General features: G+C 65.6%; 21 protein-coding genes. 14 read left to right on the top strand and 7 right to left on the bottom strand.

From position 1 onward, the window contains the following. Nucleotides 1–113 precede the first annotated feature (113 nt). The 3 genes from HMPREF1224_RS33005 to HMPREF1224_RS32995 all read left to right on the top strand — a co-directional run bounded on the left by HMPREF1224_RS33005 (nucleotide 114) and on the right by HMPREF1224_RS32995 (nucleotide 4382). A complete protein-coding gene (locus HMPREF1224_RS33005; RefSeq protein WP_003094423.1) occupies nucleotides 114–824 on the top strand; it encodes an SIMPL domain-containing protein in 711 nt (236 codons plus the stop codon). Between the two features lie 252 nt (nucleotides 825–1076). Further along, nucleotides 1077–2690: an ABC transporter substrate-binding protein gene (locus HMPREF1224_RS33000; protein WP_003112863.1), complete on the top strand. Its 1614-nt coding sequence runs from the start codon at nucleotides 1077–1079 to the stop codon at nucleotides 2688–2690. Between the two features lie 93 nt (nucleotides 2691–2783). Further along, entirely contained in the window at nucleotides 2784–4382 is a 1599-nt protein-coding gene (locus HMPREF1224_RS32995; RefSeq protein WP_003123313.1) for an ABC transporter substrate-binding protein, read from the top strand. 67 nt (nucleotides 4383–4449) lie between these two features. Here the strand turns inward: HMPREF1224_RS32995 and mdpA are convergent, their stop codons facing one another. After that, nucleotides 4450–5667 (bottom strand): metallopeptidase MdpA, encoded by a 1218-nt coding sequence (mdpA, locus tag HMPREF1224_RS32990; protein ID WP_003107426.1) that lies wholly within the window; start codon nucleotides 5665–5667, stop codon nucleotides 4450–4452. A 167-nt stretch (nucleotides 5668–5834) separates the two neighbouring features. On the opposite strand from mdpA, the gene psdR reads away from it, so the two are divergent. From psdR to HMPREF1224_RS32950, 8 genes are all read left to right on the top strand, one after another. Then, complete coding sequence (gene psdR / locus HMPREF1224_RS32985; protein WP_003094433.1) at nucleotides 5835–6398, top strand: transcriptional regulator PsdR; 564 nt, start codon at nucleotides 5835–5837, stop codon at nucleotides 6396–6398. A gap of 265 nt (nucleotides 6399–6663) precedes the next feature. Further along, nucleotides 6664–8265: an ABC transporter substrate-binding protein gene (locus tag HMPREF1224_RS32980; protein WP_003112861.1), complete on the top strand. Its 1602-nt coding sequence runs from the start codon at nucleotides 6664–6666 to the stop codon at nucleotides 8263–8265. A 225-nt stretch (nucleotides 8266–8490) separates the two neighbouring features. Continuing rightward, complete coding sequence (locus HMPREF1224_RS32975) at nucleotides 8491–9945, top strand: OprD family outer membrane porin (protein ID WP_010895675.1); 1455 nt, start codon at nucleotides 8491–8493, stop codon at nucleotides 9943–9945. Nucleotides 9946–9994: 49 nt separating this feature from the next. Beyond that, nucleotides 9995–11590: an ABC transporter substrate-binding protein gene (locus HMPREF1224_RS32970; RefSeq protein ID WP_003112859.1), complete on the top strand. Its 1596-nt coding sequence runs from the start codon at nucleotides 9995–9997 to the stop codon at nucleotides 11588–11590. Between the two features lie 67 nt (nucleotides 11591–11657). After that, nucleotides 11658–12668 carry an ABC transporter permease subunit gene (locus HMPREF1224_RS32965; RefSeq protein ID WP_003110329.1) on the top strand — a complete coding sequence of 337 codons (1011 nt, stop codon included), beginning with the start codon at nucleotides 11658–11660 and terminating at the stop codon, nucleotides 12666–12668. Between the two features lie 11 nt (nucleotides 12669–12679). Next, the gene (locus tag HMPREF1224_RS32960; RefSeq protein ID WP_003112858.1) at nucleotides 12680–13591 is read left to right on the top strand and encodes an ABC transporter permease subunit; all 912 of its coding nucleotides are present in this window, start codon (nucleotides 12680–12682) and stop codon (nucleotides 13589–13591) included. A gap of 52 nt (nucleotides 13592–13643) precedes the next feature. After that, the gene (locus tag HMPREF1224_RS32955) at nucleotides 13644–14618 is read left to right on the top strand and encodes an ABC transporter ATP-binding protein (RefSeq protein WP_003112857.1); all 975 of its coding nucleotides are present in this window, start codon (nucleotides 13644–13646) and stop codon (nucleotides 14616–14618) included. Further along, entirely contained in the window at nucleotides 14618–15589 is a 972-nt protein-coding gene (locus tag HMPREF1224_RS32950; protein ID WP_003094452.1) for a peptide ABC transporter ATP-binding protein, read from the top strand. Before HMPREF1224_RS32955 ends, HMPREF1224_RS32950 begins: the two co-directional genes overlap by 1 nt. A 32-nt stretch (nucleotides 15590–15621) precedes the next feature. Here the strand turns inward: HMPREF1224_RS32950 and HMPREF1224_RS32945 are convergent, their stop codons facing one another. Next, a complete protein-coding gene (locus HMPREF1224_RS32945; protein WP_003112856.1) occupies nucleotides 15622–16254 on the bottom strand; it encodes a LysE family translocator in 633 nt (210 codons plus the stop codon). A gap of 141 nt (nucleotides 16255–16395) precedes the next feature. On the opposite strand from HMPREF1224_RS32945, the gene HMPREF1224_RS32940 reads away from it, so the two are divergent. Next, the gene (locus HMPREF1224_RS32940; RefSeq protein ID WP_003094456.1) at nucleotides 16396–16869 is read left to right on the top strand and encodes an Lrp/AsnC family transcriptional regulator; all 474 of its coding nucleotides are present in this window, start codon (nucleotides 16396–16398) and stop codon (nucleotides 16867–16869) included. Between the two features lie 4 nt (nucleotides 16870–16873). Here the strand turns inward: HMPREF1224_RS32940 and HMPREF1224_RS32935 are convergent, their stop codons facing one another. Genes HMPREF1224_RS32935 through HMPREF1224_RS32925 form a run of 3 tightly spaced genes read right to left on the bottom strand, consistent with a single transcriptional unit; the run spans nucleotide 16874 to nucleotide 19229 of the window. Beyond that, entirely contained in the window at nucleotides 16874–17803 is a 930-nt protein-coding gene (locus tag HMPREF1224_RS32935; RefSeq protein WP_003116236.1) for a 5-oxoprolinase subunit C family protein, read from the bottom strand. Next, nucleotides 17800–18477, bottom strand: a complete 678-nt coding sequence (gene pxpB / locus HMPREF1224_RS32930; RefSeq protein ID WP_010793795.1) for a 5-oxoprolinase subunit PxpB — start codon at nucleotides 18475–18477, stop codon at nucleotides 17800–17802. The genes HMPREF1224_RS32935 and pxpB overlap by 4 nt, the downstream gene beginning before the upstream one ends. Beyond that, complete coding sequence (locus HMPREF1224_RS32925; protein ID WP_003116238.1) at nucleotides 18474–19229, bottom strand: 5-oxoprolinase subunit PxpA; 756 nt, start codon at nucleotides 19227–19229, stop codon at nucleotides 18474–18476. Before HMPREF1224_RS32925 ends, pxpB begins: the two co-directional genes overlap by 4 nt. A 129-nt stretch (nucleotides 19230–19358) precedes the next feature. On the opposite strand from HMPREF1224_RS32925, the gene lpxO reads away from it, so the two are divergent. Next, complete coding sequence (gene lpxO / locus HMPREF1224_RS32920) at nucleotides 19359–20258, top strand: lipid A hydroxylase LpxO (protein WP_003094463.1); 900 nt, start codon at nucleotides 19359–19361, stop codon at nucleotides 20256–20258. A 298-nt stretch (nucleotides 20259–20556) separates the two neighbouring features. On the opposite strand, the gene HMPREF1224_RS32915 is transcribed toward lpxO, so the two are convergent. Together HMPREF1224_RS32915 and piuA are read right to left on the bottom strand one after the other, a co-directional pair. Next, a complete protein-coding gene (locus HMPREF1224_RS32915) occupies nucleotides 20557–23109 on the bottom strand; it encodes a PepSY domain-containing protein (RefSeq protein WP_003116240.1) in 2553 nt (850 codons plus the stop codon). Between the two features lie 215 nt (nucleotides 23110–23324). Beyond that, complete coding sequence (gene piuA, locus HMPREF1224_RS32910) at nucleotides 23325–25586, bottom strand: TonB-dependent siderophore receptor PiuA (RefSeq protein WP_003116241.1); 2262 nt, start codon at nucleotides 25584–25586, stop codon at nucleotides 23325–23327. A gap of 217 nt (nucleotides 25587–25803) precedes the next feature. On the opposite strand from piuA, the gene HMPREF1224_RS32905 reads away from it, so the two are divergent. Continuing rightward, complete coding sequence (locus HMPREF1224_RS32905) at nucleotides 25804–26484, top strand: Fe2+-dependent dioxygenase (RefSeq protein WP_003112849.1); 681 nt, start codon at nucleotides 25804–25806, stop codon at nucleotides 26482–26484. Nucleotides 26485–26486: the final 2 nt, after the last annotated feature.

Genomic DNA, 26486 nt, shown 5'->3' with positions numbered 1-26486 from the left:
TCCGGGAAAAGCCTTCGTCTCATGGTCCAAGACTGGCGTATAGGCGTGTTTGCCACGCCTGCCGGAACGATGCTCTACAGTGTGAATTCAGCCTTAGTACAAGGAGTTGCCCAATGTCTGCGATTTCCCGCCTGGCCGCCGCCGTCACCCTCTGCGCCGCCAGCCTCTCGGCCGTCGCCGAGGAAGCGCCGCGCTACAACCAGGTCTCGCTGCACGCCGAAGTCAGCCAGCAGGTGGCCCACGACCTGATGCAGGTCACCCTCTACAGCGAAAACCAGGGCAGCGATCCGGCCAAGCTCGCCGCCGAGACCACCAGCGTCCTCAACGCCGCCGTCGCCGACGCGCGCAAGGTCAAGGGCGTGACCATCAGCCTGGGCAGTCGCAACAGCTATCCGGTCTACGACGACAAGGGCCAGAAGATCACCGGCTGGCGCGAGCGCGCCGAGCTGCGCCTGGAAAGCTCCGACTTCGCCGCCCTCGGCCAGCTTTCCGCCGACCTGCTGGGCAAGCTGAAGATGGGCGGCATGGACTTCAGCATCGCCGATGCGACCCGCAAGAAGAACGAGGACCAATTGATGAAAGGCGCCGTGGACGCGTTCAAGGAGCGCGCCCAGTTGCTCACCGAGGCGCTCGGCGGCAAGGGCTACAAGCTGGTCAGCCTGAGCGTGAACAGCGCCGGCGCACCGCGCCCGTACCCGGTGATGCGGATGGCGGCGATGAAGGCCGACGCCAGCTTCGGTGGCGCCCAGGCACCGGAGATCGAGGCCGGGACCAGCCAGGTCACGGTCAACGCCGACGGTGTGATCGAGGTGCAGATGCCCTGATCCGGTCGGCGCGCACCACAAGAGGCAGCCTCCGGGCTGCCTCTTGCGTTTCCACTGTCTCTCGCGCAGCAAACGCGGCCTGCGTCGCGTTTGCGCAAATTCGAAAATGCGACATTCCCTTTCAAACGGATAACAACATCTACACTGAACCGACCTCGACGCTTGCGGCCGGCACATGCCCTGCATAGCTTCGCGCAAGACAGCTCACGAGGCTGTCCCTCGCAGACAATCAAAATAACCAGAGGTCACTCCATGCGTAGAAACGCCGTCATCCGCTCCGCGATCATTCCCTCGCTGCTCGGCGCAGCGCTGGTCGCCGCCGTTCCCCAGGCCTTCGCCAGCAACCTGATCTTCTGCTCGGAAGGCAGCCCGGCCGGCTTCGATCCCGCCCAGTACACCACCGGTACCGATTTCGACGCCGCGGCGGAAACCGTCTTCAACCGCCTGACCCAGTTCGAGCGCGGCGGCACCAAGGTCCTTCCCGGCCTCGCGGAAAGCTGGGACGTCAGCGACGACGGCAAGACCTATACCTTCCACCTGCGCAAGGGCGTGAAGTTCCACAGTACCGACTACTTCAAGCCGACCCGCGAATTCAATGCCGACGACGTGCTGTTCACCTTCGAACGCATGCTCGACAAGGATCATCCGTTCCGCAAGGCCTACCCCACCGAGTTTCCCTACTTCACCGACATGGGCCTGGACAAGAACATCGCCAGGGTCGAGAAGCTCGACGAGCATACGGTGAAGTTCACCCTCAACGAGGTCGACGCGGCCTTCATCCAGAACCTGGCGATGCCCTTCCCATCGATCCAGTCCGCCGAATACGCCGCGCAACTGCTCAAGCAGGGCAAGGCCAGCGACATCAACCAGAAGCCGATCGGCACCGGCCCGTTCGTGTTCAGCCGCTACCAGAAGGATGCGCAGATCCGCTTCAAGGGCAACAAGGACTACTGGAAGCCGGACGAGGTGAAGGTCGACAACCTGATCTTCGCCATCAACACCGACGCCTCGGTGCGCGCGCAGAAGCTCAAGGCCGGCGAGTGCCAGATCACCCTCAACCCGCGCCCCGCCGACCTCGACGCGCTGAAGAAGGACCCGAACCTGAACCTGCCGTCGCAGGCCGGCTTCAACCTCGGCTACATCGCCTACAACGTCACCCACAAGCCGTTCGACAAGCTGGAAGTACGCCAGGCGCTGGACATGGCGGTGAACAAGAAGGCCATCATCGACGCCGTCTACCAGGGCGCCGGCCAGTTGGCGAGCAACGGCATGCCACCGACCCAGTGGTCCTACGACGAGACCATCAAGGACGCGCCCTACGATCCGGCCAAGGCCAGGGAGCTGCTGAAGAAGGCCGGCGTCGCCGAAGGCACCGAGATCACCCTGTGGGCCATGCCGGTACAACGCCCCTACAACCCCAACGCCAAGCTGATGGCGGAAATGCTGCAGAACGATTGGGCGAAGATCGGTATCAAGGCGAAGATCGTCACCTACGAATGGGGCGAATACATCAAGCGCGCCAAGGGCGGCGAGCATGACGCCATGCTGATCGGCTGGAGCGGCGACAACGGCGACCCGGACAACTGGCTCGGCACCCTCTACGGCTGCGACGCGGTGGACGGCAACAACTTCTCCAAATGGTGCGACGCCGGCTACGACAAGCTGGTCAAGGATGCCAAGCGCACCACCGACCAGGGCAAGCGCACCGAGCTGTACAAGCAGGCCCAGCACATCCTCAAGGAACAGGTGCCGATCACCCCGATCGCCCACTCCACCGTGTACCAGCCGATGCGCAAGACGGTACACGACTTCAGGATCAGCCCCTTCGGCCTGAACTCGTTCTACGAGGTCAGCGTCGGCAAGTAGCTTCGCCTGCCAGCCGCGCCGCCCCGCCACGAGCGAGGCGGCGCCTCTCCCCGGGGCGGCCGACCCGGCCGTCCCGCTCCAGAGGAGTCATCCATGCGACCACGCTCTGCCCTGCGCTACAGCCTGCTGCTGCTCGCCTTCGCCGCCAGCGCCGCCATCCAGGCCCAGCCGAAGACCCTGGCGGTGTGCACCGAAGCGGCGCCGGAAGGGTTCGATCCGGCCCGCTATACCTCCGGCTACACCTTCGACGCCTCAGCCCATCCGCTGTACAACGCGCTGGCCGCGTTCGCTCCGGGCAGCGCCACGGTGATCCCGGCCCTGGCGGAAAGCTGGGACGTCTCCGCTGACGGCCTCGTCTACACCTTCCGCCTGCGCCAGGGCGTGAAATTCCACAGCACCGACTACTTCAAGCCAACCCGCGAATTCGACGCCGACGACGTGCTGTTCAGCTTCCAGCGCATGCTCGATCCGCAGCACCCCGCCCACGACCTTTCGCCCAGCGGCTACCCCTACGCCGACGCCATGCAACTGCGCGACATCATCGAGCGCATCGAGAAGATCGACGAACATCAGGTGCGCTTCGTCCTCAAGCACCCGGAGGCGCCGTTCCTCGCCGACCTGGCCATGCCGTTCGGCTCGATCCTCTCCGCCGAATATGCCGGCCAGTTGATCGCCAGGGGCAAGGGCGACGAACTCAACAGCAAGCCGATCGGCACCGGCCCGTTCGTCTTCACCCGCTACCGCAAGGATGCCCAGGTGCGCTACGCAGCCAACCCCGACTACTGGAAGGGCAAGCCGGCCATCGACCACCTGGTGCTGGCGATCACCCTCGACCCCAACGTGCGCGTGCAGCGCCTGCGCCGCAACGAATGCCAGATCGCCCTGACGCCCAAGCCCGAAGACGTCGCCGCGTTACGCCAGGACCCGCAACTGACGGTGCTGGAAGAAGCGGCGATGATCACCTCACACGCCGCGATCAACACCCGGCACGAACCGTTCGACGACCCGCGCGTGCGCCGGGCGATCGCCATGGGCTTCAATAAGCCGTCCTACCTGAAGATCGTCTTCGGCGATCAGGCCCGTCCGGCCATCGGCCCCTACCCGCCGATGCTGCTCGGCTACGACGACAGCATCCGCGACTGGCCCTACGACCCCGAACGGGCCAAGGCCCTGTTGAAGGAAGCCGGCGTCACCCCGGACACACCCCTGAACCTCTACATCAGCACCGGCAGCGGCCCCGGCGGCAACCCGGCGCGAGTGGCGCAACTGATCCAGTCCGACCTGGCCGCCATCGGCATCCGGGTGAACATCCGCCAGTTCGAGTGGGGCGAGATGGTCAAGCGCACCAAGGCCGGCGAACACGACATGATGCTCTACAGCTGGATCGGCGATAACGGCGACCCGGACAACTTCCTCACCCACAACCTCGGCTGCGCCTCGGTGGAGTCCGGGGAAAATCGCGCGCGCTGGTGCGACAAGGGCTTCGACGAAGCCATCCGCAAGGCGCGCATGAGCAACGACGAGAGCCAACGGGTAGCGCTGTACAAGGAAGCGCAGCGGATCTTCCACGAGCAGATGCCCTGGTTGCCGCTGGCGCATCCTTTGATGTTCGACGCGCAACGCAAGAACGTCAGCGGCTACCGCATGAGCCCGATGTCGGCGCGGGACTTTTCGCGGGTGAAGCTGGACTGATCGCTGCGCCGCACGCGGGAAGCCCTGGTCCTTGCCTTCCCGCGTGCGGCGTTATCGTTCGGCCGGATCAGCCGCCGAGGCCGAAGGGATCGTCGATGGACGGGCTCGGTTGGGTGAACCAGCGCGGTCCTTCCTTCGTCATGTAGAAGTGATCCTCCAGGCGAATGCCGAACTCGCCGGGCACGCAGATCATCGGTTCGTTGCTGAAGCACATGCCGACATCCAGCGGCGTGCGATCGCCACGCACCAGGTACGGGCCTTCGTGGACGTCCATGCCGATGCCATGCCCGGTGCGGTGCGGCAGGCCAGGCAGGCGGTAGTCCGGCCCCAGGCCGTTGGCCTCCAGCGAACGCCGCGCGGCGGCGTCCACCGCCTCGCAGGGCTGGCCCAGACGCGCGGCCTCGAAGGCCGCCAGTTGGGCGTCGCGCTCCATCCCCCAGAATTCGCGCTGGCGTGCGCTAGGCGTGCCGAACACATAGCTGCGGGTGATATCCGACTGGTAGCCGTGGACCTGGCAGCCGGTATCGATCAGCACCATGTCGCCATCCTTCAGCACCTGCGCATGCTTCACCCCATGCGGGAAGGCACTGGCGGCACCGAACAGGACGATGCAGAAGGTCGAACCGGGCGCGCCCACCTTGCGGTGCGCCTGGTGGATGAACTCGGCGACTTCGGTGGTGCTGATGCCTTCGCGGAGAATGCTCGCCGCGGCCTTCTGCACTTCCAGGGTCATGTCCTTGGCCCGCTGCATCAGCGCCAGCTCCTCGGCCGACTTGCGCATCCGTCCCTGGTCGATCAGCGGCGCGGCGCTGACGAAGTTCCTGCCCGGCGCCTGTTGGCGCAAGCGCTCGAACATGCCGAACGGCAGGCTCGGACACAGTGCGACCGTGCTGCGCTCGCCCACGCCGAGCGCCTCCAGGCGATCGAGCAGCAGGCGATAGGGATCCTGGTGTTCCTCCCAGGTGTGGATGGCGCCATCGACCACCTGGAAGTCGCGCACCGTACCTTCCTCGAAGGCCGGCGCAAGGTATTCGAGGGCGCCCTCGGCGGGCAGTAGAGCACCCACCAGGCGTTCACTGGGGTGCCATTGCACGCCGCTGAAGTAACGCAGGTTGCTGCCTGCATGCAGGTACGCCGCGGCGATGCCATGCTCGCCCATCCACGCCTGGGCCGCGGCGATTCGCGCACGGTAAGACGCCAGGCCGATCGGCTGCGCGCCGTCCATCATGTTCCGCAGACGCTCCAGCGCCTGCGCAGGGGTACTCCCGCCAACACCCACGGTCATTTGTTGTTCTCCTCGTCTGGACCGGGCTGAAATTTAAGTCGAGCTTAAATTCAGGTCAAAACAAATTTTCAGTCACACTTAAAAATAGGGGTTCGGGTAGTTCATCTGTCAGACTTTATTGACGCCCCGCGCTGGGTATACTGCGCCTTTCAACAAGAGTCTCCCCAATGACCGTAGACCGCATCGGCGAACGCCTGCGTCGCTATCGCCGCGCCGCCAAGAAGACCCTGCACCAAGTCGCCAGCGAATCCGGTCTCACCGCGAGCTTCCTCTCCCAGGCGGAGCGCAACCTCACCGGTGTATCGATCTCTTCCCTGGCCAACATCGCCAAGTCGCTGAATATCCCGCTCAATGCCCTGTTCGACCAACCGGCACAACCCCAGCCCGACTCCCACGAAGGCGAGCGGGTACGCTACACCATCGAGGGCCAGCCGCTGGCCTACGAACGCCTGTCCAGCTCCTTCCCCGGCAACCTGATCAATGCGGTCAAGATGAACATGCCGGTGGGCTACCAGTCGGAGCTGATCTCCCATGAGGGCGCCGAGTTCTCCTACGTCCTGTCCGGGCAGATCGTCTACACCATCGAGGGGCGCCAGTACCCCCTCGGCGCCGGCGACTCGGTGCACTTCGACGCGACCAAGACCCATTGCCTGGCCAACGTCGGCAGCGATGTGGCGGAAGTCCTGACCATCACCACCATGGGCCTGTTCGACGACCATCCGACGCCCTGAGCCAGTCCGTAGCGCACCTTCCCATCCTGTCAGGCAAACGTTTTCGCAAGAGAAATGTTAGTCGTGCTTAATTTTCGTTGACCACAATTTCAGCATGACTTAATTTCGGCATCAGCGAATCGTCGACCAACAACAAACGGACGATCGCTGTCGCCGCACAGGGTCCATGGCTGTCACCCGCCATCCATGGAAAGGCGAGAGTTGCCATGGCCCATAAGGCCGATCCTCAGACGATGCCCTTAGAAAAAGAAAAAATGAGGTTTGCATGCGTAAGATCCTTCCCCTTCGGGCCTGGCTGGCAGCCGGTCTGATCCTCGGCTCCCCGTTCTCCCACGCCGCCAGCAACCTGGTGTTCTGCTCGGAGGGCAGCCCGGCCGGCTTCGATCCCGCCCAGTACACCACCGGCACCGACTACGACGCGACCTCGGTCACCCTGTTCAACCGCCTCGTCCAGTTCGAGCGCGGCGGCACCCGGGCGATCCCGGCCCTGGCGGAAAGCTGGGACATCGGCGACGACGGCAAGACCTACACCTTCCACCTGCGCAAGGGTGTGAAGTTCCACAGCACCGACTACTTCAAGCCGACCCGCGAATTCAACGCCGACGATGTGCTGTTCACCTTCCAGCGCATGCTCGACAAGAATCATCCGTTCCGCAAGGCCTACCCCACCGAGTTTCCCTACTTCACCGACATGGGCCTGGACAAGAACATCGCCAGGGTCGAGAAGCTCGACGAGCACAGGGTGAAGTTCACCCTCAACGAGGTCGACGCCGCCTTCATCCAGAACCTGGCGATGGACGTCGCCTCGATCCAGTCCGCCGAGTACGCCGGGCAGTTGCTCGAGGCCGGCAAGCCACAGCAGATCAACCAGAAGCCGATCGGCACCGGGCCTTTCATCCTGAGCCGCTACCAGAAGGATGCGCAGATCCGCTTCAAGGGCAACAAGGACTACTGGAAACCCGAAGACGTGAAGATCGACAACCTGATCTTCTCGATCAACACCGACGCCGCGGTGCGCGCGCAGAAGCTCAAGGCCGGCGAGTGCCAGATCACCCTCAACCCACGCCCCGCCGATCTCAAGGCCCTGCAGGAAGCGGCGAACCTGAAGGTGCCCTCGCAGCCAGGCTTCAACCTCGGCTACATCGCCTACAACGTCACCCACAAGCCGTTCGACCAGCTCGAAGTACGCCAGGCGCTAGACATGGCGGTGAACAAGCAGGCCATCATCGACGCCGTCTACCAGGGTGCCGGGCAACTGGCGGTGAACGGCATGCCGCCGACCCAGTGGTCCTATGATGAAACCATCAAGGACGCCCCGTTCGATCCGGCCAAGGCCCGGGAACTGCTGAAGAAGGCCGGCGTCGCCGAGGGCACCGAGATCACCCTGTGGGCGATGCCGGTGCAGCGTCCCTACAACCCCAACGCCAAGCTGATGGCCGAGATGATCCAGGCCGACTGGGCGAAGATCGGCATCAAGGCCAGGATCGTCAGCTACGAATGGGGCGAGTACATCAAGCGCGCCCACGCCGGCGAGCACGACGCCATGCTGTTCGGCTGGACCGGCGACAACGGCGATCCGGACAACTGGCTGGCGACCCTCTACGGCTGCGACTCGATCAACGGCAACAACGTATCGAAATGGTGCGACGCGGCCTACGACAAGCTGGTCAAGGCTGCCAAGCGGGTCTCCGACCAGGACAAGCGCAGCGAGCTGTACAAGCAGGCCCAGCACATCCTCAAGGAGCAGGTGCCGATCACCCCGATCGCCCACTCCACCGTCTACCAGCCGATGAGCAAGTCGGTCCACGGCTTCAAGATCAGTCCCTTCTCGCGGAACGCCTTCTATGGCGTAGCCAACCAGCCCTGATGCCGACGCCGCCCCGGTCGTGAAACGACCGGGGCGCAGAAGAACGGCACGACTTCGTACTTCATTTTTTTGCTTTTCCTGCCCGTGTTCCAGAACGGCGCTACGCGCGTTCCGCCAGGAACGCTCGCCGCGCCGTCTTCGACCGCCGCGCCCCGGCGCAGGCGAAACCGGCGCAAACCTGGTGGTGAAACAGGTGCCAACGACAACAATAAAGGGAGCAATCAGGTGATGAGAAACCAACGTGTGACCAGCGCTACGCTGGGACTGGCCTTGCTGGCTGCGAGCGCGCCGGGCTGGGCGGCCGACGAGCAGGAAAACCCGCCGGCCCCGGACAACCCGAGCTACGCCGCCGAAGTGCAGAGCATTCCCAGCGTGGCGAAGCCGATCAAGGGCCAGGCCGGCGCCACCGGGCTGGTCGAAGGCCAGAGCCTGACCCTGACCACCCGCAACTTCTACTCGCGGGAAAACATGAAGGACAGCTTCACCTTCCGCATTCCCAAGGCCGGCGGCGGCTCCCAGCGCATCCACCAGCGCAACGCCTGGGTCCAGGGCACCGTTCTCAAGTACAGCTCGGGCTACACCCAGGGCACCGTCGGCTTCGGTTTCGACGTCGCGGCATTCAACGAGATCGCCCTGGAGCGCGGCAAGGGCCGCATCGGCGGCGGCGGCAACCGGACCCTGGCGAACAGCGACGGAGAGGCGCTCGGCGAGTGGTCCAAGCTGGGCGTCGCCAACATCCGCCTGCGCGCCTCCAACACCGAATTCAAGGCCGGTCGCTTCCTGGTCAACACTCCGGTGTTCAGCTACATCGACAACCGCGCCCTGCCCTCCAGCTTCACCGGCTTCGCCGTGACCAGCGAGGAGCTGGACAACCTCAGCCTGCAGGCCGGCAGCTTCCGCAAGGTCAGCCCGCGGACCGGCTCCGGCGACGAGGACATGACCACCGAGTACGGCACCCGCCAGGTCAAGGGCGACCGCCTGAACTACCTCGGCGGCAACTACAAGCCGCTCGACGGACTGGAGATATCGCTCTACGGCTCGCACTTCCAGGACGTCTGGAACCAGTACTACCTCGGGGTCACCCACGACATCGGCGACCTCGAGAACGGCATCGCCCTGCGCACCGCCTTCAACGGCTACCACACCGGCGACACCGGCGCGCGCGAAGCCGGCTACATCGACAACGACACCTGGAGCCTGGCCTTCACCCTCGGCCATCGCGCCCACGCCCTGACCCTGGCCTACCAGCAGGTCGACGGCAACGAATACTTCGACTACGTGCACGAGACCTCGGCGATCTTCCTCGCCAACTCGATGCTCGCCGACTACAACAGCCCCAACGAGAAATCCGCGCAGATCCGCTACGAGACCGACTGGAGCTACTACGGGGTCCCCGGCCTGAGCACCGGGGTGTGGTACGTGAAGGGCTGGGACATCGACGGCACCCACTACGACGGCGACCGCAACGGCGCCTACGGCAACTATGCCGAGGTGCGCGCCCAGGACGGCGAGAAACACCACGAACTGGGCCTGATGGCGGCCTACAAGGTGCAGAACGGCCCGATCAAGGACAGCACCTTCAAGCTCACCTACATGATGCACAAGGCCAGCCAGAACCAGATCGACGGCAGCGTCAACGAACTGCGCCTGGTCAGCACCTTCCCCTTCAACCTGCTGTAAACCTGCGACAACCGGCGGCCCCGGCGACGGGGCCCACGAGGAGGACCCCATGCTCCATCCGTTGCTCCGACACCTGCCCCTGGCCCTGGCGCTATGCGCCGCCGGCGCGGCCCAGGCGAAGAACCTGGTGGTCTGCACCGAGGCCAGCCCGGAAGGCTTCGATATCGTCCAGTACACCGGCGCGGTGACCGCCGACGCCTCCGCGGAAACCGTGTTCAACCGCCTGCTCGCCTTCCGCCCCGGCACCACCGAGGTGATCCCGGGGCTGGCCGAGCGCTGGGACGTCAGCGCCGACGGACTGAGCTATACCTTCCACCTGCGCCCCGGCGTGAAATTCCATACCACCGACTACTTCAAGCCGACCCGGAGCCTGAATGCCGATGATGTGCTGTGGACCTTCCAGCGCGCCCTCGATCCGAAGCATCCCTGGCATGCCTCGGCGCTGCGCGGCTACGCCTACTTCGACGCGATGGGCATGGGCGAGCTGATCAAGTCGGTGGAAAAGGTCGACGAGCTCACCGTGCGCTTCGTCCTCAACCGTCCCGAAGCGCCGTTCCTGCGCGATATGGCGATGCCCTTCGCGTCCATCTATTCCGCCGAGTACGGCGACCAGTTGCTCGCCGCCGGCAAGCTGGGCCAGCTGAACAACCAGCCGATCGGCACCGGGCCGTTCGTCTTCAAGCGCTACGCCAAGGACGCCCAGGTCCGCTACACGGCGAACCCGGACTACTACGCCGGCAAGCCGCCGATCGACAACCTGGTGTTCGCCATTACCCTCGATCCCAACGTGCGCATGCAGAAGGTCCGTGCCGGCGAGTGCCAGGTCTCGCTGTACCCGAAACCGGAGGACGTGCCGCGCCTGAAGCAGGACCCGAACCTGGCGGTGGACGAGATCGATGCCCTGCTGACCACCTACATTGCCATCAACACCCAACACAAGCCGCTCGACGACCCGCGCGTGCGCCAGGCGATCAACCTCGCGCTGGACAAGAAGGCCATGCTCGACGCGGTGTTCGGCCCCGGCGCGGCCAGTCCGGCGGTCGGTCCCTATCCCCCGACCCTGCTCGGCTACAACCATTCGATCCAGGACTGGCCGCACGATCCCGAACGCGCCAGGGCGCTGCTCAAGGAAGCCGGTGCGGAAAATCTCAGGATCACCCTGTTCATTCGCAACGGCACCTCGCCTACCATCCCCAACCCCGCCCTGGCGGCACAGATGCTGCAAGCAGACCTGGCCAAGGCCGGCATCCAGCTGACCATCCGTTCCCTGGAATGGGGCGAGCTGCTCAAGCGTTCGAAGGCCGGCGAGCACGACCTGTCGCTGCTTGGCTGGGCCGGCGACAACGGCGACCCGGACAACTTCCTCAGCCCGAACCTGAGCTGCGCCGCCGCCGAGTCGGGTGAAAACCAGGCGCGCTGGTGCGACAAGGACTTCGAGGCGCTGATGCGCAAGGCCCGCGAGGTGAGCGATCCGGCCGAGCGGGCGAAACTGTACGAGCAGGCCCAGGTGGTATTCCACGAACAGGCCCCATGGATACCGCTGGCCTACCCGAAGCTGTTCAACGTCCGGCGGAACACGGTGCAGGGCTACGTGATCAATCCGTTGAGCAACAACAACTTCGCCACCACCTCGGTGAAGCCGTAGAAGAACAAGGACCACAGCCCCGCCGCCAGCGGGGCGCACGGTCCGCGATGAGGAGTTACCCGCCACCATGCTTAGTTTCATTGCTCGACGACTGGGGCTGCTGATCCCCACCTTCTTCGGCGTGACCCTGCTCACCTTCGCGCTGATCCGCCTGATTCCCGGCGACCCGGTGGAAGTGATGATGGGCGAGCGCCGCGTCGACCCGCAGATGCACGCCGAGGCCCTGCACCGCCTGGGCCTGGACAAGCCGCTGTACCAGCAGTACCTGGACTATGTCGGCAACCTCGCCCAGGGCAACCTTGGAAAATCCATACGCACACATGAGCCTGTCTGGAATGAGTTTCTCACGCTATTTTCAGCCACCCTGGAACTTTCATTCGCAGCAATGCTTTTTGCCGGCACACTCGGCCTCCTAGCAGGAGTGGTAGCCGCACTCAAGCGAGGTTCGATTTTTGACCACGGAGTAATGACAATATCTCTAGCGGGCTACTCAATGCCGATTTTTTGGTGGGGCCTGCTCTTGATCATGCTCTTTTCCGTTTCATTAGGCTGGACTCCTGTTTCTGACCGTATCGGCGTGCTGTATGAGGTGGAGCCGAAGACCGGCTTCATGCTCATCGACACCCTGCTCTCCGACGAGGAAGGCGCGTTCCTCGACGCCGTGCGCCACCTGATCCTGCCGGCCATCGTGCTGGGCACCATCCCGCTGGCGGTGATCGCCCGCATGACCCGCTCGGCGATGCTCGAGGTCCTGCGCGAGGACTACGTGCGCACCGCCCGCGCCAAGGGCTTGTCGCCGGCCCGGGTGGTCTTCGTGCACGCCCTGCGCAACGCGCTGATCCCGGTGCTGACGGTGTTAGGCCTGCAGGTCGGCACCCTGCTCGCCGGCGCGGTGCTGACCGAGACCATCTTCTCCTGGCCGGGCATCGGCAAGTGGCTGATCGACGCCATCAGCGCTCGCGACTACCCGGTGGTGCAGAACGGCATCCTGCTGGTCGCCACCCTGGTCATCCTGGTCAATTTCGTCGTGGACATCCTCTACGGCCTGGCCAACCCACGCATTCGCCACCAACGCTGAGGAGCGAGCCGATGAACGCCATGCACAACGCTCCCGCCAGCGACCCGAGCCTGGTCTACCCGTCCCCGCTGAAGGAATTCTGGCAAGCCTTTACCCGGAACAAAGGTGCCGTCGGCGGCCTGCTGTTCATGCTGCTGATCGTGTTCTGCGCGCTGTTCGCCCCCTGGGTCGCGCCCTACGATCCGAGCGAACAATTCCGCGACTTCCTGCTGACCCCGCCGTCCTGGCTGGAGGGCGGCCAGGCGCGTTTCCTGCTCGGCACCGACGAACTGGGCCGCGACCTGCTCTCGCGGCTGATCCACGGCGCCCGCCTGTCGCTGCTGATCGGCCTGTCCTCGGTGGTGATCTCGCTGGTCCCCGGCATCCTCCTCGGCCTGCTCGCCGGCTTCTCGCCGAACCGTGCCGGGCCGCTGATCATGCGCCTGATGGACATCATGCTGGCGCTGCCGTCGCTGCTGCTGGCGGTGGCCATCGTGGCGATCCTCGGCCCAGGCCTGATCAACACCGTGATCGCCATCGCCATCGTCTCGCTGCCGGCCTACGTGCGCCTGACCCGCGCCGCGGTGATGACCGAGCTAAACCGCGACTACGTCACCGCCTCGCGCCTGGCCGGCGCCGGCACCCTGCGCCTGATGTTCGTCTGCGTACTGCCGAACTGCATGGCGCCGCTGATCGTCCAGGCCACCCTGAGCTTCTCTTCGGCGATCCTCGACGCCGCCGCCCTCGGCTTCCTCGGCCTCGGCGTGCAACCGCCGACCCCCGAGTGGGGCACCATGCTCGCCTCCGCCCGCGACTACATCGAGCGCGCCTGGTGGGTGGTCAGCCTGCCCGGCCTGACCATCCTGCTCAGCGTACTGGCGATCAACCTGATGGGCGACGGCCTGCGCGACGCCCTCGATCCGAAACTGAAGAACGCGGCATGAGGAGCACAACCATGAACAGCGCATCCGTATCCGCGCCACAGGAGACCGCCGCATGAGCCTCCTCGATATCAAGAACCTCAGCGTACGCTTCGGCGACACCACCGCCGTGCCCGTGGTCGACGGCCTCGACCTGAGCGTCGACAAGGGCGAGGTGCTGGCCATCGTCGGCGAGTCCGGCTCCGGCAAGTCGGTGACCATGATGGCCCTGATGGGCCTGATCGACGCGCCCGGCTGGGTGTCCGCCGATCACCTGCGCTTCGACGGCCACGACATGCTCACCCTCAAGGGCCGCCAGCGCCGGCGTATCGTCGGCAAGGACATGGCGATGGTCTTCCAGGACCCGATGACCGCGCTCAACCCCAGCTACACCGTCGGCTACCAGATCGAGGAGGTTCTTCGCCTGCATCTCGGCCTGCGCGGCAAGGCCCTGCGCCAGCGCGCCCTGGAACTGCTCGAACGGGTCGAGATCCCGGCCGCCGCCAGCCGCCTCGACGCCTACCCGCACCAACTCTCCGGCGGCATGAGCCAGCGCGTGGCGATCGCCATGGCCATCGCCGCCGAGCCCAAGCTGCTGATCGCCGACGAGCCGACCACCGCCCTCGACGTGACCATCCAGGCGCAGATCATGGAGCTGCTGCTGAACCTGCAGCGCGACCAGGACATGGCGCTGATCCTGATCACCCACGATCTCGCCGTGGTCGCCGAGACCGCCCAGCGCGTCTGCGTGATGTACGCCGGCGAAGCGGTGGAGATCGGCGGCGTGCCGGCGCTGTTCGACCGCCCGACCCATCCCTACACCGAGGCGCTGATCAAGGCGATCCCCGAGCACTGTGCCGGCGAAGCCCGTCTGGCCACCCTGCCCGGCATCGTTCCGGGGCGCTACGACCGCCCGCGCGGTTGCCTGCTGTCGCCACGCTGTCCCTATGCTCAGGAGCATTGCCGCCAGGAGCGGCCGGCCTTGGAGACGCACGAGCGCGGCGCGGTGCGCTGCTTCTATCCGTTGAACCTGCTGAACGAGGTGGCCTGATGGAAACCGTTCTGACCGCCCGTGATCTGACCCGTCACTACGAAGTCTCCCGCGGCCTGTTCAAGGGCCACGCCCAGGTGCGCGCGCTGAACGGCGTATCGTTCGAACTGGAAGCCGGCAAGACCCTCGCCGTGGTCGGCGAGTCCGGCTGCGGCAAGTCGACCCTGGCGCGCGCCCTGACCCTGATCGAGGAACCCACCTCCGGCTCGCTGAAAATCGCCGGGCAGGAGGTCAAGGGCGCCAGCAAGGACCAGCGCCGGCAGTTGCGCCGCGACGTGCAGATGGTCTTCCAGAACCCCTACGCCTCGCTCAATCCGCGACAGAAGATCGGCGACCAGTTGGCCGAGCCGCTGCTGATCAACACCGCGCTGTCGCGCGAGGAACGCCGCGAAAAGGTCCAGCAGATGATGCGCCAGGTCGGCCTGCGGCCGGAGCATTACCAGCGCTACCCGCACATGTTCTCCGGCGGCCAGCGCCAGCGCATCGCCCTGGCCCGGGCGATGATGCTGCAACCCAAGGTGCTGGTGGCGGACGAGCCGACCTCGGCCCTCGACGTGTCGATCCAGGCCCAGGTACTGAACCTGTTCATGGACCTGCAGCAGCAGTTCCGCACCGCCTACGTGTTCATCTCGCACAACCTGGCGGTGGTCCGCCACGTCGCCGACGACGTCCTGGTGATGTACCTCGGCCGACCGGCGGAGATGGGGCCAGCGGACAAGCTCTACGAGAACCCGCTGCATCCCTATACCCGTGCGCTGCTCTCGGCGACCCCGGCGATCCACCCGGACCCGACGAAGCCGAAGATCCGCATCCAGGGCGAACTGCCGAACCCGCTGAACCCGCCGGAGGGTTGCGCCTTCCACAAGCGCTGCCCCTACGCCACCGAGCGCTGCCGCAGCGAGGTGCCCGAGCTGCGCCTGCTCGACCAGCGCCAGGTGGCCTGCCACCACGCCGAGCAATTCCTCGGCTGAGCGCCACGGGGCGCTCGCCGCCCCGCAGCCCTTCAGAGCTGGCGCAGCAGCGCCAGCCTTACCCCGAACCCTATCAACAACCCACCGAAGCCCCACTGCTGCAGGCGCTGTGCCCGCGGCCGGGACGCCAGCCAGCGGCCCAGGCGGCCACCGGCCAGCGCATAGGCGCAGTCGAAGGCCAGGCCAACCAGAACCAGGACCGTACCGAGCGCGGCGAACTGGACGGCCAGCGAACCGGCCTCGGGACTGACGAACTGCGGCAGCAGCACCGAACAGAACAGCAGGGCCTTGGGGTTCAGCAGGTTGGTCAGGAGTCCGCGCAGCAAGGCCCGGCGGTCGGCGTGAGGGACCACCGGCGCGGAGCCCGCGTCGCTGGTCGGCAAGGCCAGTCCGCCACCGCGCAGCATCTGCAGGCCAAGCCAGGCGAGGTAGACGGCGCCGAGCAGACGCACCAGGTCGAAGGTCCAGGGAGCGGTACGGAACAGCAGCGCCAGCCCGGTCGCGGCCATCAGCACATGGCAGGCCCGAGCCAGGGCCAGGCCGAGGGCGGTGACCAGCGCCGCGCGACGGCCCTGCCGGGCGCCGGTCTGGAACAGCAGGAGCATGTCCGGTCCGGGGACCAGGTAAACCACCGCCAGGGCAATCAGGAAAGCGCTCGTGTCCATCGTATCGGCTCCAGGAAGGTGACCCGGATAACGATTCTATGCCCGCAAGGCAGGGCAGGTGCTTGCGTTTTCCACCAGCCAACCCATTCTATTTGGCAGTAAATTCCACTCTCCGAAGACTATCCATCCGAATATGCCAAGATGAAACTCGACGCCTATGACCACCGCATACTCGCCGCCCTCCAGCGCGACGGCCGCCTGAGCAACGTCCAACTGGCCGAGGAGATCGGCCTCTCCCCGTCCCCATGCCTGCGCCGCGTGCGCCTGCTGGAAGAGGCCGGGGTGATTCGCGGCTACCAGGCCAGCATCGACCGCGACGAGGTCGGCCTCGGCCTCACGGTGTTCGTCGGGATCAAGGTGGAGCGCCACCGCCAGGAGCAGGCCGAGGCCTTCCACCGTGCGGTGGTCGATCTCCCGGAGGTGATCTCGGTGCACCTCGTCTCCGGCGAGTCGGACTTCCTCCTGCAAGTGGTGGTCCCCGACCTGCGCGCCTACGAACGCCTGCTCAGCGAGACCCTGCTGCGCCTGCCCGGGGTCAGCGACATTCGCAGCAACTTCGCGATCAAGACGGTCAAGGCGCCCTCGCCGCTGCCGCTCGGCCACCTGGCCGGCTGAGCGCTCAGCCGCGGAAGAAGCGGTAGAAGCGCAGCAGATCGGCCTGCTGCGTCGCCAGGTCGCTCTCGACGAAGGTTACCTCGCTATGCGCGGGGCTTTGCGCCAGGCGCGAGAGGTCCAGTGGATGGACGAAGCCCAGCAGCGGATAGCCGCCCATGCTCTGGCGGTCGGCCATCAGCACGATGGGTTGGCCATCGGGCGGAACCTGGATAGCGCCCTCCACCACGCCCTGCGACCAGGCGCGCGGCGCCCCGCGCAGTGGCTCGCCGGCCAGGCGGACACCCATGCGATCGGACCGCGGGCTGATTCGCCAGGCGCTGGCGAAGAAGGCTTGCCGGCTGGCTGCGTCGAAGGCCGCCGCATCGCCGCCGAGCAGCACGCGCAAGGGCCGCTGCTGCCGGTAGTCCGGCTGGAAACGCCAGGGCACGCTGGCATCCCACGGACACGCCGCTCCCGCTTCGGCACACGGCAGGCAATCGCCCTCCGCCAGGATCCGGCCATCGCCCTGTAAACCGCCGAGCCCGTCGCGAACCTGGCAGGCGACGCTGCCCAGTACCGGCCTCGCCCGGAAACCGCCGGCGCAGGCCAGGTAGGCACGCTGCCCGGCCTCGGCGAAGCCCAGTTCGATGCGTTGCCCGCGGCGGACCCGGAAGCGACTCCAGGGCAGGCATTCGCGACCGTCCACCGTCAGCGCCAGGCGCGCTCCGGTCAACGCCAGCCAGGTCGCCTCCACCCTGCACTCCAGCACCAAGCCGCCGAAAGCGATTTCCAGCAATGGCGTCCCCCAGGGATTACCGAGCAGACGATTGGCCCAGGCTGCCGCCTGGCGGTCCAGAGGGCCGCCCGGGGATACGCCGAGGTGCTGCCAGCCGCGCCGGCCGTCGTCCTGCAGCAGGCTCTGCGGACCCGCCTTGACGACCCGCAAACCATTCATTCGCGCCCGCCCAGGTCGAGGAAAGCCTCGCGCCCGATGGCGACGAAGCGCACCCGGTCGCCCAGCGCCAGTGGGCACGGAGGAGTGGCGGCCGGATCGAAGGGACGCCACGGACTGCGTCCCAGCAGGTGCCAGCCGCCGGGCGAGGCCTGCGGATAGATCGCCGTCTGCGCCTCGGCAATGGCCAGGCTGCCGGCCGGTACGCGCGCCCGCGGGGTGGCCCGCCGCGGCAGGACCAGGCGCGGATCGAGGCCGCCGAGGTAGGCGAATCCCGGAGCGAAACCGATCGCGCCGACCCGGTATTCGGCCGCGCTGTGCAGTTCGATCACCCCTTCGCCAGTCAATCCGCAGGCAACCGCTACCGTCGCGAGGTCCTCGCCGGCGTACCAGACGGGAATCTCGTGCAGGCGCCCGGCATCCTCGGCGGGGCGCCAGGCATGCCACTCCGCCAGCAGCGGACCCAGGCGTTCTTCCAGTACCTGCGGAGCGATGCGGTAGGGGTCGTAATGCAGCATCAGGGTGGTCCAGCCCGGCACCAGATCCCTGACGCCTTCGCCGAGCCCCTCGCGCAGACGTCTGGCCAGCTTGGCCAGGCGCACAGACAGGTCCACTTCGGGCTCTTCGGCGAGCGTCAGCAGCAGGGCTTCGGCACCAGCGGGTTCGATGCGGATCACAGGCTGTCCAGGGCCGCGCGCAGGCGCCGGAGGACCGCCAGCGACTGCGGGTTGTCGCCATGCACGCAAAGACTGTCGGCGGTCAGGCGCAGCGGGTTGCCGTCGTAGTCGGGGAAGGCTTCGCCGCGGGCGATGGCCAGGGCCTGTTCGATGATCCGCTGCGGATCGTGATGCACCGCGCCGCCAAGCCGCCGCGGCGCCAGCCGACCGTCCGGCAGGTAGGCGCGATCGGCGAAGGCCTCGAACAGCAGCGACACGTCGGCCTCGTCGGCCAGTTCCAGCTCGCGGCCGTTGTCGGCCAGGGCCAGCACCATCAGCGGCAGGCCCTTGCGATAGGCGGCGCAGGCGTCGAGCACGGCGCGCAGCAGCTCATCGTCGCCGACCAGGTCGTTGTACAGCGCGCCATGCGGCTTGACGTAGGCCACCTGGGTACCGAGGGAACGGCAGAAAGCGTCCAGCGCGCCGATCTGGTACAGCACCATGGCATGCACCTCTTCGGCAGAGCAGGCCAGCGAGCGCCGGCCGAAGCCGCTCAGGTCGGGATAGGCAGGGTGCGCGCCGATGCTCACGCCATGGCGTACCGCCAGCTCCACCGCGCGCCGCATGGTGAGCGGATCGCCAGCGTGGAAGCCGCAAGCCAGGTTGGCCTGGTCAACCAGCGGCATGCTGTGGACATCGTCGCCCATGCGCCAGGCGCCAAAGCTTTCGCCCATGTCGCAGTTGAGCAGGATACGCCGGCCGGTGTCGTTCATTGTGCGTTCCTTTCGAGGCCAGGATTACGGAAAAATGAGCGCAGTGCTGGCGAATTAGCGTCAGGTAGCATACTCAGGCACTGAGAACAGGAGTAAATTCTCCTCTTTTGCACCGACGACCTTGCATTCATGAAAGTTCTCATCCTGGCGGCCTATGCGCTGAGCATCCTCTATGTCCATTTTCGCGGCCGGGTACGCCACAAGCTGTCGCGCCAATTGAGCGACCACTCCAGCTTCCTCGCTCCGATCAACTGCCTGATGTACCTGTTCTCGAAGGTACCGAACCGCCCTTACCTGGCACCGCAGACCTTCCCCGAACTGCAGGTTCTGGTCGACAACTGGCAAGCCATCCGCAGCGAGGCGCTGCACCTGCACGACGCCGGCAACATCAAGCGTTCCGAACAGTACGACGATATCGGTTTCAACTCGTTCTTCAAGAGCGGCTGGAAGCGCTTCTACCTGAAATGGTACGACGAGGCCCATCCCTCCGCCGGACAACTCTGCCCGCAGACCACCGCCCTGTTGCGGCAGATTCCCTCGGTCAAGGCGGCGATGTTCGCCGAACTGCCGCCGGGCTCGAAGCTGGTGCGACACCGCGATCCCTACGCAGGCTCGCTGCGCTTCCACCTGGGACTGTTCACCCCCAACGACCCGGCCTGCTTCATCGAGGTGGACGGCGAGCGCTACCACTGGCGCGACGGCGAGGCGGTGGTGTTCGATGAAACCTTCATCCACTACGCGGAAAACGCCACCGAACACAACCGCATCATTCTCTTCTGCGACATCGAGCGGCCGCTGACCCAGGGCTGGGCCACCGCCTTCAACCGCTGGTTCAGCCGCAACGTGATGGCTGCCGCGGCCGCCCCGAACAACGCAGGCGACCGGACCGGCGGACTCAATCGGATCTTCGACAGCCTCTACAAGATCCGCCTGCAGGGCAAACGTTTGAAGAAGCGCAACCGCAAGCTCTACTACCTACAGAAATGGGGCTTCTTCGCCCTGGTACTGGCTTTCATCCTGTGGATCTGAGGCCCGGCGACGCAAGGCCCCGATAGCTCCGTGGGGTACATGACACCAACGGCGTCATCCGCCGATACCTCGCCGAAATGGCGGATAACCGCTCTGCGGTTATTCGCCCTACGCCACGGACAACGCGAAGTCCCGATAGCTCCGTAGGGCGCATGACGCCAACGGCGTCATCCGCCGACACCCAGCCGAAATGGCGGATAACCGCTCTGCGGTTATTCGCCCTACACCCCGCAAAGCCCGGCAGTCCCAGCAGTTGGCAACGAAAAGGCTCCCTTGGGAGCCTTTTTCATTCATCCGTTCAGTACACGTCGCGTCGGTAACGTCCTTCGTCGGCCAGGCGTTGCAAGGCCTCCTCACCGAGCACTTCGCGCAGCACCCGGTCGACACCGCCGGCCATGCCCTGCAGGCTGCCGCAGACGTACAAGGCCGCGCCCTCGTCGATCCAGCGCCGCAGTTCATCCGCCGCTTCATGCAGGCGGTCCTGGACATAGATCTTCTCCGCCTGGTCGCGGGAGAAGGCCAGGTCCAGGCGTTGCAGCTCGCCCCTGGCCAGGGCTTGCTCCAGCTCCGCACGACAGTAGTAGTCGTGGGCGAAATTGCGTTCGCCGAACAGCAGCCAGTTGCGCTTGCGCCCGGCGGCAATGCTGGCGCGCAACAGGCTGCGCAGGCCGGCGAGCCCGGTGCCGTTGCCGATGAGAATCAGCGGCACGTCATCCTCCGGCAGGTGGAAGCCCGCGTTGCGGCGCAGGCGCAGGGTCAGCGCGGCGCCGAGCGGCAGGTACTCGGTGAGCCAGCCGGAGCAGATGCCCAGGCTGCCGTCGGCATGCTGCTCCTGGCGGACGATCAGTTGCAGATCGCCATCGCTCTGCAGCGACGCGATGGAGTACTGGCGCACGGAAAGCGGAATCAGCGCATCCAGCAGCGCCTGCGGGTGCAAGCCGACCAGGTGTTCGAAAGAGTCCGGCAGCAGGCGCCCAGCCAGGGCCTGCTCCAGGCTCTGCTCGACGCCCTCGACCGCCACCCGCGCCTGGCCGTCCAGGTTATGCCGCTGCAGCCATTCGCGGATACGCACGGGCGCCTGGTGCGGGACGATCTCCAGCAGATCGCCGGCGCGCCATTGGATGGCGCTGTCGGTCGGCGCACGCAGGTCCAGCAGCCAGGTCGACTCGCCCTGGCTGCCAGGATTCAGGCACTCCCGCCGCGCCAGCGACCAGACCTCGAAGGCCGGCGCTTCCCAGGCCGCCGGGGCGGCACCGCCGGTCACCTCGGCCAGGCTTTCCTGCCATTGGCGCAGGGCCGCGGCGTCGCCATCATCGACCTCCACCGGGGCGAACAGGCTCCGCGCGCCCTGCCCCTGCAACCAGCCCTGCATGCGCCGGGCGAAGCCGCAGAACTGCTCGTACTGGCGATCTCCCAAGGCCAGCAGGGCGTAGCTCAGGCCATCGAGGCTGGCGGCCTGGCCAAGCACCTTGCGTTCGAAGCCGCGGGCGCTGTCCGGCGCCTCACCGTCGCCGAAGGTGCTGACCACGAACAGCGCCTTGCGCGCCTCGGCGAGTTGCCCGGCATCCAGGCGCGCCAGCGATTCGACCCGCACCGGCAACCCGGCCGCCTGCAACTGGCCGGCGCTCTGCCAGGCCAGTTGCTCGGCAAAACCGCTCTGGCTGGCGTAGCCGATCAACCAGGGCTCGCCGCTGGCGCCGGCGCTGCCGCCCAGGTCGGCGCGGCTCGCCCGTACCGCGCGTTTCTTGCGCCGGCGGTCGAGGTAGAGCAGCCAGCCGGTGATGAAGAACAGCGGCATCGCCAGGCTGGCGAGCATCATCAGGAGGCGTCCGGCCATGCCGAAATAGCTGCCTACGTGCAATGCATAGACGCTGGCCAGCAACTGGCTGCCGAAAGAACGGTCGCTATAGCGCTGGTCGCTTTTCACCTGGCCGTTGGCCGGGTCCAGGGTCAGGGTGTTGAAGGCACGCTCGTGCGGCGCGTCGGTCAGGCGATAGAACACTGTCGCCGGCTGGCCGCCCGCCGGCGGCAGGCGCAGGTTGTAGGCCTGCAAGCGGTCGCCGCCGGCCTGGCGGATGCTGTTCCATACCGCCGCGTAGTCGACCACCAGCGGAGCCGCATCGGCCGGGCGCTCGCCACGTCCGCCCGGCTTGCCGCGCTGCGCCTGCTGGCCGGCGGGCGCGTCGTCGAGCAGTTTGAACAGGCCGTTGCGGTACCACTCGTAGGACCAGTACAGGCCGGTCAGCGCAGCCAGCAGGTAGAGCGCCAGGCACCAGGTGCCGGCCACGGCATGCAGGTCCCAGTTGAAACTGCGCCCCTTGCGCGACCAGTCGAGGGTCAGCCAGGCGCGCCAGTCGAAAACCTTGCGCGGCCAGCGCAGGTAGAGACCGGACAGGCAGAAGAAGATCAGGATCAGGGTGCAGGCGGCGGTGACCTGCTTGCCGTACTCGCCCATGGCGAGGAACCGGTGCAGTTGCATCATCAGGTTGAAGAAACCCTCGCCGCGTGGCTCGCCGACGAAAGCCCCGGTGTAGGGATCGATCCAGCGCGACTCGCCGCGGCGCTGCCCCGGCGGCGGGGTATAGAAGATCCGCCCGGCCTTGTCGCTGTCCATCTCGACCCAGACGAAGGCCACTTTCCGCCCCGGCTCGGCGCCTTCGATACGGCGCACCAGTTCGTCCAGCGGCAGCACACCCTCGGGGCGCTTCTGCACCACCAGCACGTCAGGGTTGAGCGCGCGCATCAGCTCGTCCTGGAACGACAGGGTCGCTCCGGTGACGCCCATCAGCGCCAGCACCAGGCCGGCGCTGATACCGAAGAACCAATGCAACTGGAACCAGACTTTCTTCACAGGATCACCTTCACGGCCGCCGCGCGGCAACAACGGGACTACGCCGACGCCAAGCGCCGGCCAGACGACACGAGGACGTCGGCGGGCAATTCTATTTGATAATCAGTTGCGATAAAGCCGAATTAACGTTCTTTACGCTCTATTTACCCACCTGGATGCGGGAAAGCCCCATCCCGCAGGGGGAATGGGGCTTTCGTGGGGAGCGAGAGCGGCAGTCAGAAGTGGAAGTTCACCCCGAGCAATGCCGTGCGGCCCGGAGCGACGTGGGCCATGTGCGTGCTGTAGACCTGGTCGAAGTAGCGCTTGTCGGTCAGGTTCTGCACGTTCAGTTGCAGGTCGACGTTCTTGCTCACCTTGTAGCTGGCCATGGCGTCATAGCGCCAGTAGGACGGGATATAGGTAGAGTTCGCAGTGTTGCCGTACTGCTTGTCCACATAGGTGGTACCACCGCCGATAGTGAAGTTCTGCAACAGATCGTAGGTGGTCCACAGAGTGAAGTTGTTCTGCGCGGTCTGCGGCATCTTATTGCCTTCGTCGCTCTTCACCGTCGACTTGCGGATTTCGCTGTCGAGGTAGGTGTAGCCGCCGAAGACCTTCCACTTCTCGGTCAGCTTGCCATTGAAGCCCAGCTCGACGCCCTGCACCCGCTGCTCGCCGTCCAGTACCTGAAGAGTGGAAACATCCGGCGAAGCGACCCGGGCATTGGTCTTGTCGGTGCGGAAAAGCGCGGCGTTCAGCGACAGAGCATCGTCGAAGAAGGCCCACTTGGTACCCAGTTCGAGGTTGCGGTTACGCTCCGGATCCAACCCGTTGTTGCCTACGCTGATGTCCGCCTGGCCCTCGCCGCCGGTCTCGCCGGTGGGGTTGCTCGAGGTCGACCAGGCCAGGTAGATGCTGCCGTTGGGCGCCGGTTTGTAGACCAGACCGGTCTGGTAGTTCCAGAAGTGGCTGTTGTTCTCGCGCTTGAAGTAGCCGGCGGGACCGTTGCGGCCAGCCGTCTGGTAGCCGCTGGACTTGGTATCGAAGTCGTCGTAGCGCAGGCCGAGATTCAGCTCCCATTGTTCGCTTAGCTTCAGGGTATCGAACACATAAGCCGCGCTGGTCTTGGTGTCGGTATCGGTATAGGCCAGGCCGTCGGTGATGCTGCCGGTCCAGTTGTCGCCCGGAGTCGGGCGATTCAGGCTGGTGCAGTCGCCACTGGCGAGCAATCGTGCATTGCAGGTGTTGCCGGCGCCGCCACCGGAAGTAATGGCGTACGGACGGTTGTGCACGTCCTCGTAGCTGAACTCCAGGCCGGTCACCAGGGTGTGCTTGATGAAGCCGGTTTCGAAGTTGGCCTTCAGGTCGGTCTGGTTGACCCAGCCCTTCGAGGTCGAATTGCGGCTTTTCGCCGAACGGTAGACGTAGCCGTTGGCAACGTTGCCACGGCTGTCGTCGGGGTTGCTGACGATGTAGTCGAGCGTCGTGCGCACCAGGCGGGTGCTATTCGACAGGGTCAGGTTGTCGTTCAGGTCATGCTCGATGCGGAAGGTGCCGCTGTCGGTGGTGCTCTTGCGGTAGTCGCGGTCCTTCAGGCCATAGAAGTTATCGCGATCCACCGAGGCCGGCTTGCTCGGATTGGCTTTGCTGCGGTTGACGTTGGTCAGCGGCAGGCCGTAGTCCGGCATGTCATCGGTGCTGAGATGGTAATAGGACAGGGTGGCGCGGGTCGGCGTGTCGAAGCCGAAGGTAACGGTCGGAGCCACGCCCCAGCGGCTGACGCTGACTTCGTCGCGCCCTGCGACGTGGGCATCGTGCTTCATCAGGTTGAGGCGGAAGGCGGCGTTGTCGCCAATCATCCGGTTCACGTCGAGAGTAGTGCGGCGAGTCTGGTCTGAGCCCCAGGTGAAGCCGGCGTCGGTGAAGTTGTCCTGCTTGGCGGTCTTGCTGATCAGGTTCAGGCTGCCACCGGTGGAGCCGGCGCCGGTGTAGGCCGAGCCCGGGCCCTTGCTGACCTCGATCTGCTCGACGTTGAACACCTCGCGGGTTTGCGAGGCGACGTCGCGCATACCGTCGAGGAACGTATCGCTCTCGGCGTTGAAGCCACGGATGAATGGCCGGTCGCCTGCGGGGTTGCCGCCCTCGCCCGCGCCGAAGGTGATACCCGGGGTGGTGCGCAGTGCGTCGGCCAGGGTCAGGGCGCCAGTGTCCTTGATCACCTGCTGCGGGATCACGGTGACGGTCTTCGGCGTATCCAAGAGCGGCGCGGTGTACTTCTTCGACGCCGAGCGGTCGACGTTGTAGGTGGTTTCGTCCTGCTGCTCGCCGACGATGGTGGCCGCATCCAGCGACAGTACGCGGTCCTTGTCGGTCTTTTTCTGCCCGGCCTCGTCGGCGTGGGCTGCCTGCGGTGCGGCGATGGCGGTGATGGCCACACCGATGGCCGAAGCCAGCAGACGTTGCGAAGAAACGGCGGTATCCGTGGACTGACGCGACATTCGAAACCCCTCCCCGGGAGCTGTGAAGGTCGCGGAATTTATTGCAGATCAGAATTGTTATCAATTATTACGGATTCGCATTCGACAGGAATTTACATTCTTTACAATTTTCTCATTACATTTTTTCCCATCTCGCTCGTCTGGAACATTTGGCGGTTTTACATGGCCAATGCAAATCAATATCATTGGCAATCATTTCGCCTTCATGGACAGCGCCATGTTGCTGCATATTCCCGCCATCTTCACCGCCGAGGAAGTCTCCCGGATCCGCGCAGCCCTGGAGCAGGCGGAATGGGCCGACGGCAAGGCGACCGCCGGCTACCAATCGGCCAAGGCCAAGCACAACCTGCAACTGCCGCAGGACCACCCGCTGGCCCGGGAGATCGGCGAAGCCATGCTGCAGCGCCTGTGGAACCATCCCCTGTTCATGTCCGCCGCCCTGCCGCTCAAGGTCTTCCCGCCGCTATTCAACTGCTATACCGGCGGGGGCTCGTTCGACTTCCACATCGACAACGCCGTGCGCGACGTCCATGGCGGCCGCGAGCGGGTCCGTACCGACCTGTCCTCGACCCTCTTCTTCAGCGACCCGGAGGACTATGACGGCGGCGAACTGGTGATCCAGGACACCTACGGCCTGCAACAGGTGAAGCTGCCCGCCGGCGATCTGGTGCTCTACCCCGGCACCAGCCTGCACAAGGTCAATCCGGTCACCCGCGGCGCGCGCTACGCCTCGTTCTTCTGGACCCAGAGCCTGGTCCGCGAAGACAGCCAGCGCACCCTGCTATTCGAAATGGACCAGTCGATCCAGCGACTCACCCGCGACGTCCCCGACCATCCCTCGCTGATCCGCCTCACCGGTACCTACCACAATCTCCTGCGGCGCTGGTCGGAACTCTGAAC

This window comes from Pseudomonas sp. P179 (assembly GCF_000478485.2).
In the GTDB taxonomy this organism is placed as follows: Bacteria; Pseudomonadota; Gammaproteobacteria; order Pseudomonadales; family Pseudomonadaceae; genus Pseudomonas; species Pseudomonas aeruginosa.
The sequence above is the reverse complement of the archived record's forward strand: the minus strand, read 5'-3'. Positions and strand labels throughout refer to the sequence as shown.

Coding starts and splice junctions, on each gene's coding strand:
- HMPREF1224_RS33005 (WP_003094423.1), top strand. CDS start 114: ATGTCTGCGATTTCCCGCCTGGCCGCCGCCGTCACCCTCTGCGCCGCC.
- HMPREF1224_RS33000 (WP_003112863.1), top strand. CDS start 1,077: ATGCGTAGAAACGCCGTCATCCGCTCCGCGATCATTCCCTCGCTGCTC.
- HMPREF1224_RS32995 (WP_003123313.1), top strand. CDS start 2,784: ATGCGACCACGCTCTGCCCTGCGCTACAGCCTGCTGCTGCTCGCCTTC.
- mdpA (WP_003107426.1), bottom strand. CDS start 5,667: ATGACCGTGGGTGTTGGCGGGAGTACCCCTGCGCAGGCGCTGGAGCGT.
- psdR (WP_003094433.1), top strand. CDS start 5,835: ATGACCGTAGACCGCATCGGCGAACGCCTGCGTCGCTATCGCCGCGCC.
- HMPREF1224_RS32980 (WP_003112861.1), top strand. CDS start 6,664: ATGCGTAAGATCCTTCCCCTTCGGGCCTGGCTGGCAGCCGGTCTGATC.
- HMPREF1224_RS32970 (WP_003112859.1), top strand. CDS start 9,995: ATGCTCCATCCGTTGCTCCGACACCTGCCCCTGGCCCTGGCGCTATGC.
- HMPREF1224_RS32965 (WP_003110329.1), top strand. CDS start 11,658: ATGCTTAGTTTCATTGCTCGACGACTGGGGCTGCTGATCCCCACCTTC.
- HMPREF1224_RS32960 (WP_003112858.1), top strand. CDS start 12,680: ATGAACGCCATGCACAACGCTCCCGCCAGCGACCCGAGCCTGGTCTAC.
- HMPREF1224_RS32955 (WP_003112857.1), top strand. CDS start 13,644: ATGAGCCTCCTCGATATCAAGAACCTCAGCGTACGCTTCGGCGACACC.
- HMPREF1224_RS32950 (WP_003094452.1), top strand. CDS start 14,618: ATGGAAACCGTTCTGACCGCCCGTGATCTGACCCGTCACTACGAAGTC.
- HMPREF1224_RS32945 (WP_003112856.1), bottom strand. CDS start 16,254: ATGGACACGAGCGCTTTCCTGATTGCCCTGGCGGTGGTTTACCTGGTC.
- HMPREF1224_RS32940 (WP_003094456.1), top strand. CDS start 16,396: ATGAAACTCGACGCCTATGACCACCGCATACTCGCCGCCCTCCAGCGC.
- HMPREF1224_RS32935 (WP_003116236.1), bottom strand. CDS start 17,803: ATGAATGGTTTGCGGGTCGTCAAGGCGGGTCCGCAGAGCCTGCTGCAG.
- HMPREF1224_RS32925 (WP_003116238.1), bottom strand. CDS start 19,229: ATGAACGACACCGGCCGGCGTATCCTGCTCAACTGCGACATGGGCGAA.
- lpxO (WP_003094463.1), top strand. CDS start 19,359: ATGAAAGTTCTCATCCTGGCGGCCTATGCGCTGAGCATCCTCTATGTC.
- piuA (WP_003116241.1), bottom strand. CDS start 25,586: ATGTCGCGTCAGTCCACGGATACCGCCGTTTCTTCGCAACGTCTGCTG.
- HMPREF1224_RS32905 (WP_003112849.1), top strand. CDS start 25,804: ATGTTGCTGCATATTCCCGCCATCTTCACCGCCGAGGAAGTCTCCCGG.